The following is a 13,698-nucleotide window of genomic DNA, read 5'->3' as shown; positions in this document are numbered from 1 at the left end:
ACGACTTTGTATGAAGCGTGCTTGCTCGGTTCATTACGCCTTGGGTGTCGTTTGAAACCAATAGGATACAGATATGGCGACTAACAAAGACACAGGTTGCGTCGATTCATCAGGGGCCCTTAGCTTCCGGTTTGCCGTGCGTGAAGATGCTCCCCTTATTCATCGGATGGTTGCGGACTTATCCGCATTTTTGGGCGAGAGCGAAAAACATCAGGCGAGCATCGCTGACTATGAGCGGTATGGATTTGGTGATAAGCCCAAATTTGAGTGTGTGATTGCGGAGCATGGAAGCGAGGCAGTGGGCATGTGTTTGTTCTTTGACAGCTTTTCAACTTGGATTGGCCGGCCGGGAGTGTATGTTCAGGATCTTTATGTTTCCGATAAGGTGCGCGGATTGGGGCTGGGTAAGAAGCTGTTGGCGCATGTGGCTTCGATTGGGCAGGCGCGTGGATGCGCTTATCTGCGACTGTCTGTCGATGCTGATAATGTCAGCGCTCAGAAGTTTTATGAGTCTTGTTCGCTGCAATGGTCAAGTTCCGAGAAAGTTTATGCCGTGCGCAACGAGGCGTTTTTTGCGCTGGCGGCCCTTGATGCAAAATAATAGATAAGAGTAGTGGCATGATTGGTTTGCTTGAAGAGCTGCAACAATGTGGTGATTGGTATGATCGTTTGGCCGATCAACACGAGCGTTTGCAGCGATTGGATGCATGGTTGATGCAGGAGGAACGGGCATTCTCGATTTTGCCTCATCGTGGGATGCGGCTCAATGCGCTGAAGCAGACTGCCTTTAGCCGTGTCAAAGTCGTGATCACGGGGCAAGATCCATATCCCGGTCTTGAAGGGGATGTGCCGCACGCGATGGGGCTGTCTTTTTCTGTGCCGCGTGGGGTAAAGCCGCCTCGCTCGCTCAATAATATCTATAAGGAATTGGCTGAGGACTGCGGATTGATACCTCCTGACAATGGAGATCTGAGCCGATGGGCTGAACAAGGCGTTTTAATGCTCAATAGCACGCTCACCTTGCGGCAAGGGGAGGCGGCCTCCCATGCGAAAAAGGGTTGGGAGGTTTTTACAGCGGCTGTTTTGGCCGCGGTCAATAGCAAGGCGGAGCCTGTGGTTTTTTTGGCTTGGGGACGGCATAGCCACAAGCAGGCAGACGCAATTGATGCGGCACATCATGACGTTATCAGAACGTCACATCCCAGTCCCTTGGGCGCACGCAAATCGGGCGTCGGCTTCGATGCCTTTTTGGGATCGCGTTGTTTTTCGCGGGCCAATGCTTTTTTGCAAGACCATAATTGCGGCGGCATCGATTGGTGCGCACTGAAATAGCCTCAAATTTACCTCTGTTTTGCCCTAGTATTGCCATAGTAAAATGTGATGAATTGTGCGTGGTTGGTTGCGGCCTGTGATTTCTTGGCCCCCAGAAGGCCATGCTTTCCTCTCCTCAACTTATCGTCAAGCAGTCTGAATCAGTTCAGCGGCGTCTTATTTTTCATTGATGCCGTGTGCAACCCCTGTCAGTCAGAGGTAGCAGTTGAGCTTGGGCTTTATTTAATTTACAGATTACTGACAACAACGGGTACGTACGGCTTTTGGTAAGTTGCATGTTCCAATCAGCATCGACAAAGGGCGGACATGAACAAAGACGGATCGAGCGTAACCAACACCACAGTGCCTACTAGCCGGCAATGGGTCAAAATTCTGGCTCAATATAAGACCCCTCATCATGGTCGGAGCTTCTTTGAGATCGCGGTGACCATCGGTTCGTTTTTGGCTTGCTGGGTGGCGATGTGGTTTGCGCTCGATGTGAGTGTCTGGCTTTATCTGTTGCTCGTTCTGCCAGCTGCCGGTCTGCTTGTGCGCATTTTCCTCATTCAACATGATTGCGGTCATGGAGCGTTTTTCCGTTCCCGAGTTGTCAATGATTGGGTTGGCCGTGTGTTTGGTATTCTCACATTGGTGCCTTATGATTATTGGAAACGCACACACGCTATCCATCATGCCAGCTCTGGCAATCTCGACCGACGCGGAATGGGTGATATTGATACGCTCACTTTGAATGAATATCAGGCGCTGACACCCCTGCGGAAGTTGGGCTATCGTCTGTATCGCAATCCTTTTGTTATGTTCCTTATCGGTCCTACCCATCATTTTTTTCTACAGCACCGTTTGCCCATCGGCCTGATGCGGCGCGGCTGGGGCCCTTGGGCCTCAACCATGTCAACCAATATCGGCATTGTTGCATTTGCTGCCCTTGGTATGTGGCTTGTAGGGGTTGGGGATTTTCTGCTCATTCAGATCCCGACCACTGTCCTGGCCACGACAATTGGCGTCTGGTTGTTCTTTGTGCAGCACCAGTTCGATGAGACATACTGGAATCGCGAAGAAGACTGGAACCGCCATGATGCTGCTTTTCATGGGTCTTCCCATTATGATTTGCCGCCCGTTCTTCGTTGGTTTACCGCCAATATTGGCGTGCATCACGTGCATCATCTCTCAAGCGCCATTCCCTTTTATCGCTTGACCAAGATTTTGCGCGACTATCCAGAACTGAAGGAGGCGGGTCGCCTCACGCTCTGGCAGAGCTTCCGCTGCGTGCCCCTTGCCCTCTGGGATGAAGAGGCGAGAAAGCTGATCTCTTTCCGCGAACTGCGTAAACGCTCCATTGCCTAAATGAATTTTGGTGGGTCAAACGGATCGGTTCACTTGGGTGCAATCATTAAAGTCTTGCATGGTCCTACGCCCACTCAGAAAGGCATTGCCAATGCTGTTCTGGCTGGTGGAGCCAGTTTTCTGTCTGCCTTGAGTAGAGCGGCTGACATCGTCCCGCTTGATGAAGGTGACCTTTTCAGAATGTTGCACTTCAAGCTTGATACAGCGAGAAAGGCTAGACAACGCAGCCGGTGGTTTGGGGGGCGCCTCTATAATAAATATAGCGGTGAAGACCCTGATTATTTGCCTCTGTCAGGAACCCATTTGCGCCAAACCCTGAAAATGGCTGATATCGAGGTGCCTAATTTCATTGTGCCTTCTGGGATTTATCTGCTCAGATTGGATGTGGGACAGAGGGCCTACGAACGGTATGCGTTGCAGCGTCCATCTTGAATCTCATGAGAATAGGGATTGAAACCCTGCGCTCGGCCCAGTAAAACGGGGCAAACTCCTATTGACTAATTGAACGGCGGCGACTTAATGGCTCGACAATTCATCTATCACATGCATGGTCTGTCCAAGACCTATACCGGCGGCAAGAAAGTGCTGGACAATGTCCATCTGTCTTTCTACCCCGATGCAAAAATCGGTATTCTTGGTCCAAATGGTGCGGGTAAATCCACCATCCTTCGGATCATGGCCGGATTGGACAAAGAATTTACCGGTGAAGCCTGGGCTGCGGATGGTGCCAAAATCGGGTATCTGCCACAGGAGCCTGTTCTTGATGAGAGCAAGGACGTTATGGGCAACGTGATGGAAGGTGTGGCCGAAAAGCAGGCCATTCTGGACCGTTACAATGAGCTGATGATGAACTATTCCGACGAAACCGCGGAAGAGGGCGCCAAGCTTCAGGATATTATTGACAGCCAGAATCTCTGGGATCTTGAGTCTGTGGTTGAGATGGCAATGGACGCCCTGCGCTGTCCTCCGTCTGATGCCGATGTGTCTGTGTTGTCCGGTGGTGAAAAGCGTCGCGTGGCTTTGTGCAAACTGTTGTTGGCCGAGCCGGATCTGCTATTGCTCGATGAGCCGACCAACCATTTGGACGCGGAAACGGTCAACTGGCTCGAAAACCATTTGCGTGAGTTCAAGGGCGCTGTGTTGATCATTACCCATGATCGCTACTTCCTTGACAATGTAACCGGTTGGATTCTGGAGCTCGATCGCGGCACCGGTATTCCTTATGAAGGCAATTATACTGCCTATCTGGAGAAGAAAGCCAAGCGTTTGGCGCAGGAAAACCGCGAAGATGCATCTCGTCAGCGTTCACTGTCTCGCGAGCAAGAATGGATCGCAGCCAGCCCGAAAGCTCGTCAGGCAAAATCCAAAGCTCGTATTAAAGCCTATGACGAGCTGCTCAAACGTAACGAAGATCGTGCGCCGGGCACTGCGCAAATCATTATTCCGCCGGGAGAACGTCTCGGTGATATCGTTATTGATGTTGAAGGTTTGAAAAAGGGCTTTGAGGACCGTCTGTTGATTGATGGGCTTGATTTCAAACTGCCACCGGGTGGTATCGTTGGCGTGATTGGTCCGAACGGTGTGGGCAAAACCACTCTGTTTAAAATGATGACCGGTGATGAACAGCCAGATGAAGGAACGCTGAAGCTTGGCGATACCGTGCATCTTGGCTATGTGGATCAGTCTCGCGATGCGCTTGATGCCAACAAAACCGTCTGGGAAGAAGTCTCCGGCGGTGATGAAATCATCAAATTGGGCAAGCGTGAAATGAACAGCCGCGCCTATTGCTCTTCTTTCAATTTCAAGGGCGGCGACCAACAGCAAAAAGTCGGATCTCTTTCCGGTGGTCAGCGCAACCGCGTGCATTTGGCCAAGGTGTTGAAATCCGGTGCCAACCTGCTTCTGCTCGATGAGCCGACCAACGATCTGGATACCGAAACCCTCGCTGCACTTGAAGATGCTCTTGAGGATTTTGCAGGGTGCGCCGTGGTCATCAGCCATGATCGCATGTTCCTTGACCGCTTGGCGACGCATATTCTCGCCTTTGAAGGCGATAGCCATGTGGAATGGTTTGAAGGCAACTTCGAGGATTATGAAAAAGACAAAATCCGTCGCTTGGGGCCAGATGCTGTGAATCCAAAACGTGTCAAATATAAACCATTCACACGCTAAGCTTGCGATATGAATGCTTGAAGCCCCGCTCCATTGAGTGGGGCTTTTTTATTTATGCTTTTTGCAGTGTTAAATCGGGTCCGGCGTTGTGGCCTTGTCAAACCAGCCCACTTGCGCATCGGGGATCGCATCTGTGTGAGGGAAGTAAGGTTTGATATCCAACAGCGGCGTTCCGTCGAGGCAGTCTATGTAGCGAATTTTCAATCCGTCGGGCTGAATTTCTAGCAACTCAACAACGGATATAGCGATCGGGTTGGGGCGGTTTGGTGAGCGCAAGGCGAAGGTGCCATGGATGTCGGTATCAAATTTTGGCCGTTGCTGGATGAGCGTGCGCATGGCGTGGTGCATCCAGTAAAAAACAATCACATGTGAGCAGGTTTCCAGTGATTTTACCCCAGGTAAAAACTCCGGCTTGAGCTTGATATAGGCGACTTCATCGGTTCCTCGCCCGTTACGCGGACACATCTCTCGCGATTTAAATGGGGTTTGGATGTGACCGATAAAGCTGAGCCAGGCATCCTGGGATAAACAGTTTTCGGCAAGTTCCATTTCACCGGGACGCTTTGGCATTTTATTTCTCCAAATTTGGGAATGTCATTTAAGATTTGTATCAAACTTTATTTAAATTATCATCATGTTTTCAACGCTTTATCATAAAAATAGAGCGTAGGATTTATTCGTTTTTATAGATGTGGTCTGTAGAGTGGCTCCCAGATGTTACTCCTTCATGCCTACAGATGTGAGTGGATTACGGGATAAATGATATGCACGCTGCAAAACTGAGAACCGAATTAGTAGACCCGAAAGTCCTCAATGGCCAAGGTGACAAGGGAAAAAGCGATGAGCTCATGCGGCATGTCGCCACTTTGTTTGCGCTGACTGCGACCCATTGCACTGAAGAGCAAATCGAGACATACAGCACTGTCATGCATCGGCTTGCAGATCTTGTCGGTGTCGAAACCAGATCTTTTGCTGCTCAAAAGCTCAGTCATTTGGAAAATGCCCCGCAAGAAATTATCCGTAGATTTGCCTTCGATGTGATAAGCGTCGCTGATCCGGTCTTGCGACATTCACCCGTGTTGACAGATGAGGATCTGGTCAAAATCAGCGACGTCAAAGGCGAAACACATATGGTTTCCATATGCATGCGAAAGAGCCTTAGCTGTGTTGTTACCGATGTTCTTATCCGCTCGCAACATGGTTCCGTATTGATTAAGCTTGCGGCAAACAAGGGTGCGGATATATCCCAAGTGGGCTTGAACATGCTTCGAAATTCAGCGGCCAATGACCAATCTTTATTTCAAGAGCTCTCACTGCGCGAACGGGAGCAGGTTGCCTCTGGCCCGGAAACCGCCAAACAGCCAGAAGTGAAGTCGATCATTGATTTGCCTGTGTTGTGGCAACAAATTGCTCCCCTTATTCAAGAGTCCATGTATGACTTGTCTCGTCATTCCTATTTGGCGCGCTATCAATTCGACTCCTCGTTGGCCAAAGCGGATCGCTTTTCCAAACAAGGTCTGTTGGAAAACGGCATTTTGCGGCAATTTGCAAATAATGATCAGTTTGCCGATCTGGTTTGCGGCATTGCGCTTTTAAGTGGTTTCCCTCATCAAATCGTGGCGCGGATGATGTCCTCATTGAACTGGGATCAAGTGCTGTGTCTATTCAAATTGCTGGGGCTACCTGAGCGTGTTGTTCAAGAAATATTGGAATGCGGACCGTGGATGTTGTGTCTGTCACGCAATCAATGCACCGCTGTCATCGCCCGATATAGGCAGTTAACTGTTGACGCTGCGCAATCAGAGGCGGTTTTGTGGTCTCAGAATGGATTACTTCTTGACTGATAAGGCAAGGCATTGCCAAACTGTTGATGCTGGACGGGAAATTCAGTGTCTGAGTTAAAAAGACAGGTTCCGTACGGGATCTGTCTTTGGCCGTTTTGGCTAAGCTGGTTGGTGTGACCGTTTCTTGCTGCGGTGGGCCGAAGGCATAAAGAGGACCGATTTTGCGCAGAACAGGTTTTATTGATCTGGCGTGTGAATGATACGGTTCAGGGCATGATGGGGGACGGCCGATGCATGTAACCGCCTTTCGAATATTTGTTAGGGATCTTGCTGTTGCGAGAGATTTTTACGCCAATTCCCTTGGCTGGCCGATGGTTTGGGATCGGTCTGAGCAGGGCGCAGTTGGCTTTGAACCCGGCATGTTGGTGATTGTCGAAGAAGAGGATGCCAGAGGTGCGCAAGCCTCGCTGATTGGACGTTTTACTGGTCTCTCTCTTGCTGTGGATGATCTGCCAAGCGTTTATCAGACCTTAAAGGCGCGGGGGGTGCCGTTTGTCGCGTCGCCGGAGCGTCAATTCTGGGGGGGCTCTCTCGCTCACCTGATCGATCCCTCTGGTAATATTATCAGTTTGGTGGAGTGATCGTCGCTGCCTTCTTGTCGTTGGGTCGGTCACTGGCAGTACAATTTTGGTAAAGAAAAACGGGCCATCGAGCCCGTTTTTTATGCTAGATTGTTGTGTTGTGCGGCTATTTATTTTTACCCATACGATCGTCATAGCTATCAAGCAGGGCACGAATGGTGTCAGCAACATTGGGCGCGATATCGTCGCGTAGCATCCCAAAGGCCACATTGGCCATCAGGAAACCCGATTTTGAGCCACAATCGTAAGTCTCTCCTTTGAATTGGAGGCCGGAGAAATTTTGATCATTGTTCAATTGGATCATCGCGTCTGTTAGCTGAATTTCATTGCCGCTGCCTGGTGGTTGAAGTGCCAGATAATCAAAAATTTCTGGCTGTAGAATATAGCGACCCGACAAGATCAGGTCCGAGGGGGCCTGACCAGGGGTGGGTTTTTCAATCATACCAAGAATTTCGTGACTGCCTTCCCATTCTTTACCTGTTTCAACGACACCATATTTGTGGGTCTCATTCATGGGAACCTGCTCGAGCGCAACCACATTGCCATCTCGTTGCTGGTAGACATCCATCATTTCCGCAAGGCATCCGCGTTCTGATTTCATAATCATGTCTGGCAACAAAAGAGCAAATGGTTCATCGCCAACCAGCTCCTTGGCGCAAAGCACAGCGTGGCCAAGCCCTAGAGGTTGTTGCTGACGCGTAAAGCTCGCATGGCCGGGGGCCGGTAGATCCTTGCGCAAGGCCTCCAGAATGTCGATCTTACCGCGTTGTTCAAGGGTTTGCTCGAGTTCGACCTGTATATCGAAATGATCCTCAATAACCCCTTTGTTGCGACCGGTAACAAATATGAAATGTTCCACTCCGGCGGCGCGGGCTTCATCAACGACATATTGGATCACAGGGCGATCAACAATTGTCAGCATTTCTTTAGGCATGGCTTTCGTTGCAGGTAAAAAGCGTGTTCCTAGACCTGCAACAGGGAATACAGCTTTACGAATTGGTCGGGCCATGGCAATGAAGCTCCATTTCTAAAAATTGATATATTAAAAAGTTTACCAAACGGAAATTTACGAAAGTTTGACGGCTATAAATATATTTAACATTCAAATAAGGACAAGTAATTATTTTGGTAAACAATTTACTATCTTGGCCGTAATCTTGTCGCAAGTTTGTTTGAAAATGCTTCTGTCTGTTAACATGGGATAATTCATGCGCACCAAGATCTGTTCCAGTCGGTTGGCTGTCAAACCTATCAGATTTCTTCTTTCCACTGTGCTCTTGCTGGTGGCTTTTACCGCTTCCGATGTGCATGCGCAGAGCGAGGCGGGGTTTCACAAGTGGATCAAAGGCTATTGGCCTACGGCCAGAGCCGCCGGGGTTTCTGCTTCGACGTATAATGCCGCCTTTGCAGGTGTTCAGCTCGATATGTCGATCCTTAAGCGTGCCAATAATCAGGCTGAATTTGTTAAGCCGATCTGGTCCTATCTGGATGGGGCCGTCAGTGCTGCGCGTGTCAAAAACGGCCGCAAAATGAAACGAAAACATGGTGCTTTGCTCCAGAAACTGGAGCAAGCATTCGGGGTGGATCAGCATGTTCTGCTGGCGATTTGGGGCATGGAAAGCGCCTACGGCTCAATTTTTAGCAATAAAAAGCTGATTAAGCCAACCATCCAATCACTTGCGACGCTTGCCTATGCCGGCAAGAGACGGTCCAAATTTGGGCAGCAGCAATTGCTTGCCGCATTGAAAATCTTGCAAAATGGTGATGTGGCACCGTCTGGTATGGTTGGGTCTTGGGCTGGAGCGATGGGGCATACGCAATTTATCCCAACGACTTATCTGACCAAGGCTTATGATTTTGACGGCGACGGCCGGAGAAACATTTGGACATCCATTCCGGACGCTTTGGCGTCCAGCGCCAATCTGCTGAAAACAGCGGGTTGGGAAACCGGTAAAACTTGGGGATATGAGATAAAACTCCCACGCAATTTTGCCTTTGAGTTGGCGGACGGGAAGACGAGTAAAACACTCGCAGAATGGCAAAAACTAGGCGCAAAGCGGGTTTCAGGGCGCGCGTTTCCGCGCCCTGATGATCAGGCAAAACTCATTCTACCGGCCGGATATCAGGGTGTGGCGTTTTTGATTCTCAAGAATTTCTCGGTGATCAAGCGCTATAACAATGCCGATGCCTATGCGCTCGGAGTGGGGCATTTGGCCGATCAAATACGCGGTGGTGGGTCATTCGCTGGCCAATGGCCAAGGTCTGATCGTGTCCTAAAACGATCAGAGCGGAAAGAAGTGCAGACCCTTCTGAATAAACTGGGGTATGATACTGGTGGCGTCGACGGGCGGTTAGGGTCTAAATCTCGTGGAGCCATTCGCCATTGGCAGAAACGAATGGGGCACGTGCCTGACGGGTTTGCCAGCGGTAATCTGCTTGAGGCTTTGCGCAAAGGAGGCTAAGTCTTTTTCGTAAACTCAGGTTTGGATTTTTTGATCAGGGAGTCATTTTGGCATGTCAGCGATAGGCAGATACTGGAAACGCCATGTTTGCAAGTCATTGGTGGCTGTTTGTCTTAGCGCTGTTTGTGTGCTGCATCCAACAATGACCTTGTCGGCTATGGCCGCTTCCGTGAGTACCTCCCAAGGTTTGGTACCTGTTCGGGCTGCTCCCAGAGTCACCCCAGATGACGGACGCTATGAGGTGGCTTTGGGTTTCTTTGAACGCTTGTTCAAGCGCCGGACCAAAAAAGTGCCTGAAGCTTCCAAAGAGAAGAAAAGCAGCTCAGGACAAAAAGCTGTTGTGAAAGCACCTACCAAACCGGTGATCAAAACGGTTACCAAGGATGACGATGCAGCCGTGATCGCGATCTTTGGAGATGAATTTTCTCAAGATATTGGCTGGGGATTGAAAGATGCATTCTCGCAAACCCCAGACGTTAAAATTGATATTCACTCTGTGCCCAAAACCGGCCTTGTCTATCGCGCAAGCAGAAATCCTTTAAAAAACCCCTCTGAGGTTTATGAGAAGAGTCCGTTTAGTTTTGCTGTTGTCTTGGTTGGACTCAATGACCGCGTGAGAATGTCTGCCCAAAAAAATGCCGATGGTGTAGAAATTTTCCCCGCCTATGATTTTAAATCGGAAGGCTGGGGACGGTCGTATGTGCGTGAAATCGATCGCTTAAGGTCGGCTTTTTCGGAAATAGACAGGCCTATTTATTGGGTGGGGCTGCCACCGGTGGCCAATAAAAAACTATCGGCAGACATGCGCCATTTAAATGATTTTGTCTCCAGCCGTTTGACCGGGAGAGGGGAACGCTTCATCAATATTTGGGATGCTTTTTCCAATGAGGAGGGGGAGTTTACCTATCGTGGTCCGAATCTTGCCGGACAAGAAAAACGGTTGCGCCAAAAAAACGGTATTCGTTTCAACAAAGAAGGGCGACGAAAACTGGCCTTTTTTGTCGAAAAGCTCGTGATAAGGGTGTTGTCTCAATCGGTGGATGAAGATGTTCTGCCTGAGAATCTTGCGTCAGCCGATGAAACCGCATTGCGCGAGGGACGCGGGGCTAGTCGCGATATTTTTGTGCTTCGAAAACCTCCGCTTGATGCTGACCAACTTGTTGATCCGGCTTCTTTTTCAGCTTCACTTTCAGATGAGAAAAATGGTTCCGGTCGAGCGCGCACGGTGGGTCGGGCCCCAGAGCTTCGTGTTGATAATTTCTCTTGGGTAAACCCATAATGGCGTGCATGCATGGCACGTTTTTGTGGCCGTTGGTTGTGGTTTGTCATTGATGATGATCCGCTGAACAGCTATCAATCAAACTAGTTGTCATCTCCGGTTAAACATCCCTTTTGGTCAGCCAGTTACGGAAAATCTTTCATGTCTCATTTTGTCGATGAACCGAATTTTGCATTTCTGCATGAATTGGCCGATCTGGCCGGCGATATTGTGATGCCTATGTTTCGTATGCCGATTGCAATCGAAAACAAAGAAAGCGTCGGGTTCGATCCAGTAACCGATGCGGATAAAGATGCTGAACGGCACATGCGTAAGGCGATTCTCGCACGCTATCCAGATGATGGTATCTTGGGTGAAGAATTCGACGCTGAAAACCTAGAAGCCGAGGGCCTCTGGGTGTTGGACCCGATTGACGGAACTCGCGCGTTTATTTCCGGCCTGCCAACATGGGGGACATTGATCGGATATAGGCATTTGTCAGGAACTCAGCTGGGGATGATGAGTCAGCCGTTTACCGGCGAGCGCTATTTTGGTAACGGAACCAACAGTTTTTACAAGGGGCCGGATGGTGAGCGTTCTATTTCGACCCGTAAATGCCCAGAGTTATCGGGAGCCACTTTGTTCACGACTGCTCCGGATATATTCAATGCAGAAGAATTGTTGGCATTTCAACGGGTTGAGCAGTCCGTTCGCTTGTCCCGCTATGGCGTAGATTGTTATGCCTATTGCATGGTCGCATTGGGCATGGCCGATCTCGTGATCGAAGCATCTCTCAAACCGGTCGATATTGCGCCGCTTATTCCCATTATCGAAGGGGCTGGCGGGATTGTCACCAATTGGCAAGGCCAGTCGGCTTTTGATGGCGGGCAGGTGGTTGCGAGTGGTGATGCAGACCTGCATGAGAAGGCTCTTGCGTTGCTTGGGGCTAAGGCTTAAAAGCCAATTTTGATGAAGTGCACCGTTGATTAATCAGGGGTGTTGCGAATGGGGCGGTTTTCACCGGGAATAAAACTGTCGAATGCTGCCCAGAATTGTTCTCTGAGTATATGGCGCTCCATCATGATTTCGTGGCGACTTCCCGGGATGGTTACGGAGTGCACTGCGCGTGTGGTTGCTGCAAAATACTCTGCGCTATTGGGGTTGGTAATGCTGTCGTTGCCTGCGGTTACAATCAGACTTGGTGTGTGGATGGTTGACTGGAATTCACTTGATTGCAAATGTTCCATTGCCGTGCAAGCTTCATGAAGCCACTGGGCTGTTGGGCCCGCGATGGCCAACTCTGGAAAGTCTTTCATATATTGTCGGTTGCGATCATAGCGGGGCCCGTCAGAGGTCAGTGAATTGGTTTCAAAGCCAAGACGATCAAACGGGGATCTGGACACGCTGAGCATAAACTTGCGACCGCGTCCGATCATGCGCAAAAAAGCAGCTGAATTTTTAATGGTCGATTGACTGAGGTCTTTGCCTGCCAAAACACGTTGTTGCTGGGCTATTTCTATCAATGGTGTGCTTAATAAGGTTCTTTCAAGAACCGCTCGTAAACGTGGTAATCTGGTCAACAGAATTAGCGCGCCCATCGAATGTGCCAAACCAAAATGTGGTGGCGGGCAGTCTGGCAGGGCTATTTCTTTTAGAAACTGGTCGAGATCTTTGCCATAGTCAGAAAAGTGCCTGACGTGGCCTTTTAGCGGATCGGGGAGCAGGCGGTCTGAAGCGCCCTGTCCACGCCAGTCAAAGGTCGCAACCGAAAACCCCCTCTTGCGCAGGTCCTGAATCACCTCATAATATTTTTCGATGAATTCAGCACGGCCTTGCAACAAGCAAATGGTGCCTTTTGGGGTTCCAACAAGCGCGGGCCAAGTCGCGGTACGAATTTTGTATCCGTCCCAACTGGTGATGGCGCTGCAACGTCCATCTGCGAGGTCTGGATATTTTTCGATGTTTCTCAGATACATGGGCTCCCCCGGCCGACCGGATTTGTGTGCAGTTTACCGGAATGTGCGCAGGATGGGAGGGAAAATATAGATCTACGAGTGGGTTTTCCTAGATGCTGTGCAAGCAAGCTTGGGAGGCCAGCCTGTCTGGCCACGTGCGGAGCCAAACAGGCAGATGTTGAGCGTCTTTATCGGGTCAATGCATCCAGAATGGTTGGCGGTTTATGCCTTGCCCCATATTCCGGCTTTGAGTCCATCCTCGATGGTTGTGGTAATTGTTTGAACGATTGATCCGTTTTTCCGGGCGAACGTTGGTGCTATCTATGATTTTACCTGTGCGTGCGTTGACAGTCAGCCGGACCACATTGCCACGGCGGCCGTTTGCTTTGAGCGTATAGACGTGACCGTCAGTGCGCATATTACGTACATTGTAAAAGCCGCGATTATGCACAATGTTGGCGATCTGGTTGGGGGGCAGGCGATTGAACCGATGCCCGCGGGCTTTGTTTTTGCGCTGTTCTTTGGTCGGGCCAAAATGGTATCGGTCAACGTGCTTGCCGGATGAAATGGTCAATTCGAAATTGCTCAGCAGTCTTGGTGCGTGGGCGTCTCTGGCTTGGGCTGGCATGCTGAAAGTGGCTGCGATGAGAAGGGGAAGTGCAATTGCTGTCATTTTCATGGTTGTGCCTTTGCGTTGTTTGAGGGGTGGAGAAACCTCTGCCCGTTTTGTTCTGATTTAAACCTATCAGG

General features: G+C 50.0%; 14 protein-coding genes. 10 read left to right on the top strand and 4 right to left on the bottom strand.

Annotated elements, in window-relative coordinates:
* The first annotated feature begins 73 nt into the window (after positions 1–73).
* The 5 genes from C0081_RS02010 (at position 74) to ettA (ending at position 4,848) form a co-directional block, all read left to right on the top strand.
* Positions 74–601: a GNAT family N-acetyltransferase gene (locus C0081_RS02010; protein ID WP_245417828.1), complete on the top strand. Its 528-nt coding sequence runs from the start codon at positions 74–76 to the stop codon at positions 599–601.
* A gap of 17 nt (positions 602–618) precedes the next feature.
* On the top strand, positions 619–1,332 hold the full coding sequence (gene ung, locus C0081_RS02005; RefSeq protein ID WP_101532112.1) for a uracil-DNA glycosylase: 714 nt from the start codon (positions 619–621) through the stop codon (positions 1,330–1,332).
* Positions 1,333–1,638: 306 nt separating this feature from the next.
* A complete protein-coding gene (locus C0081_RS02000; RefSeq protein WP_101532111.1) occupies positions 1,639–2,676 on the top strand; it encodes a fatty acid desaturase in 1,038 nt (345 codons plus the stop codon).
* Between the two features lie 33 nt (positions 2,677–2,709).
* Positions 2,710–3,108 carry a hypothetical protein gene (locus C0081_RS01995; protein ID WP_146006384.1) on the top strand — a complete coding sequence of 133 codons (399 nt, stop codon included), beginning with the start codon at positions 2,710–2,712 and terminating at the stop codon, positions 3,106–3,108.
* Positions 3,109–3,195: 87 nt separating this feature from the next.
* A complete protein-coding gene (gene ettA / locus C0081_RS01990; protein ID WP_101532109.1) occupies positions 3,196–4,848 on the top strand; it encodes an energy-dependent translational throttle protein EttA in 1,653 nt (550 codons plus the stop codon).
* Positions 4,849–4,917: 69 nt separating this feature from the next.
* Here ettA and tsaA read toward each other — a convergent pair whose 3' ends face one another.
* A complete protein-coding gene (tsaA, locus tag C0081_RS01985; protein WP_101532108.1) occupies positions 4,918–5,418 on the bottom strand; it encodes a tRNA (N6-threonylcarbamoyladenosine(37)-N6)-methyltransferase TrmO in 501 nt (166 codons plus the stop codon).
* Positions 5,419–5,612: 194 nt separating this feature from the next.
* Here tsaA and C0081_RS01980 point away from each other — a divergent pair, with 194 nt between their 5' ends.
* Positions 5,613–6,692 (top strand): DUF2336 domain-containing protein, encoded by a 1,080-nt coding sequence (locus tag C0081_RS01980; RefSeq protein WP_101532107.1) that lies wholly within the window; start codon positions 5,613–5,615, stop codon positions 6,690–6,692.
* 230 nt (positions 6,693–6,922) lie between these two features.
* Positions 6,923–7,273 (top strand): VOC family protein, encoded by a 351-nt coding sequence (locus C0081_RS01975; RefSeq protein ID WP_101532106.1) that lies wholly within the window; start codon positions 6,923–6,925, stop codon positions 7,271–7,273.
* Positions 7,274–7,379: 106 nt separating this feature from the next.
* On the opposite strand, the gene galU is transcribed toward C0081_RS01975, so the two are convergent.
* Positions 7,380–8,282: a UTP--glucose-1-phosphate uridylyltransferase GalU gene (gene galU / locus C0081_RS01970; protein WP_101532105.1), complete on the bottom strand. Its 903-nt coding sequence runs from the start codon at positions 8,280–8,282 to the stop codon at positions 7,380–7,382.
* A gap of 199 nt (positions 8,283–8,481) precedes the next feature.
* Here galU and C0081_RS01965 point away from each other — a divergent pair, with 199 nt between their 5' ends.
* The 3 genes from C0081_RS01965 to hisN all read left to right on the top strand — a co-directional run bounded on the left by C0081_RS01965 (position 8,482) and on the right by hisN (position 11,950).
* On the top strand, positions 8,482–9,735 hold the full coding sequence (locus tag C0081_RS01965; protein ID WP_101532104.1) for a lytic murein transglycosylase: 1,254 nt from the start codon (positions 8,482–8,484) through the stop codon (positions 9,733–9,735).
* A 52-nt stretch (positions 9,736–9,787) separates the two neighbouring features.
* A complete protein-coding gene (locus C0081_RS01960) occupies positions 9,788–11,014 on the top strand; it encodes an SGNH/GDSL hydrolase family protein (RefSeq protein WP_101532103.1) in 1,227 nt (408 codons plus the stop codon).
* 141 nt (positions 11,015–11,155) lie between these two features.
* A complete protein-coding gene (gene hisN / locus C0081_RS01955; RefSeq protein WP_101532102.1) occupies positions 11,156–11,950 on the top strand; it encodes a histidinol-phosphatase in 795 nt (264 codons plus the stop codon).
* A gap of 29 nt (positions 11,951–11,979) precedes the next feature.
* On the opposite strand, the gene C0081_RS01950 is transcribed toward hisN, so the two are convergent.
* Positions 11,980–12,969: an alpha/beta fold hydrolase gene (locus C0081_RS01950; protein ID WP_101532101.1), complete on the bottom strand. Its 990-nt coding sequence runs from the start codon at positions 12,967–12,969 to the stop codon at positions 11,980–11,982.
* Positions 12,970–13,144: 175 nt separating this feature from the next.
* Positions 13,145–13,627: a hypothetical protein gene (locus C0081_RS01945; protein ID WP_101532100.1), complete on the bottom strand. Its 483-nt coding sequence runs from the start codon at positions 13,625–13,627 to the stop codon at positions 13,145–13,147.
* Between the last annotated feature and the right edge of the window lie 71 nt (positions 13,628–13,698).

The organism is Cohaesibacter celericrescens (assembly GCF_002866925.1).
Classification (GTDB): Bacteria; Pseudomonadota; Alphaproteobacteria; order Rhizobiales; family Cohaesibacteraceae; genus Cohaesibacter; species Cohaesibacter celericrescens.
Note: the sequence above shows the minus strand (reverse complement) of the source record. Positions and strands in the feature narration are given on the sequence as shown.

Bases quoted from the DNA above. Each gene is read 5' to 3' on its own strand.
- C0081_RS01945 (WP_101532100.1), bottom strand. From the start codon at position 13,627: ATGAAAATGACAGCAATTGCACTTCCCCTTCTCATCGCAGCCACTTTC.
- C0081_RS02000 (WP_101532111.1), top strand. From the start codon at position 1,639: ATGAACAAAGACGGATCGAGCGTAACCAACACCACAGTGCCTACTAGC.
- ung (WP_101532112.1), top strand. From the start codon at position 619: ATGATTGGTTTGCTTGAAGAGCTGCAACAATGTGGTGATTGGTATGAT.
- C0081_RS01975 (WP_101532106.1), top strand. From the start codon at position 6,923: ATGCATGTAACCGCCTTTCGAATATTTGTTAGGGATCTTGCTGTTGCG.
- C0081_RS01950 (WP_101532101.1), bottom strand. From the start codon at position 12,969: ATGTATCTGAGAAACATCGAAAAATATCCAGACCTCGCAGATGGACGT.
- ettA (WP_101532109.1), top strand. From the start codon at position 3,196: ATGGCTCGACAATTCATCTATCACATGCATGGTCTGTCCAAGACCTAT.
- C0081_RS01960 (WP_101532103.1), top strand. From the start codon at position 9,788: ATGTCAGCGATAGGCAGATACTGGAAACGCCATGTTTGCAAGTCATTG.
- C0081_RS01965 (WP_101532104.1), top strand. From the start codon at position 8,482: ATGCGCACCAAGATCTGTTCCAGTCGGTTGGCTGTCAAACCTATCAGA.
- tsaA (WP_101532108.1), bottom strand. From the start codon at position 5,418: ATGCCAAAGCGTCCCGGTGAAATGGAACTTGCCGAAAACTGTTTATCC.
- C0081_RS02010 (WP_245417828.1), top strand. From the start codon at position 74: ATGGCGACTAACAAAGACACAGGTTGCGTCGATTCATCAGGGGCCCTT.
- hisN (WP_101532102.1), top strand. From the start codon at position 11,156: ATGTCTCATTTTGTCGATGAACCGAATTTTGCATTTCTGCATGAATTG.
- C0081_RS01980 (WP_101532107.1), top strand. From the start codon at position 5,613: ATGCACGCTGCAAAACTGAGAACCGAATTAGTAGACCCGAAAGTCCTC.
- galU (WP_101532105.1), bottom strand. From the start codon at position 8,282: ATGGCCCGACCAATTCGTAAAGCTGTATTCCCTGTTGCAGGTCTAGGA.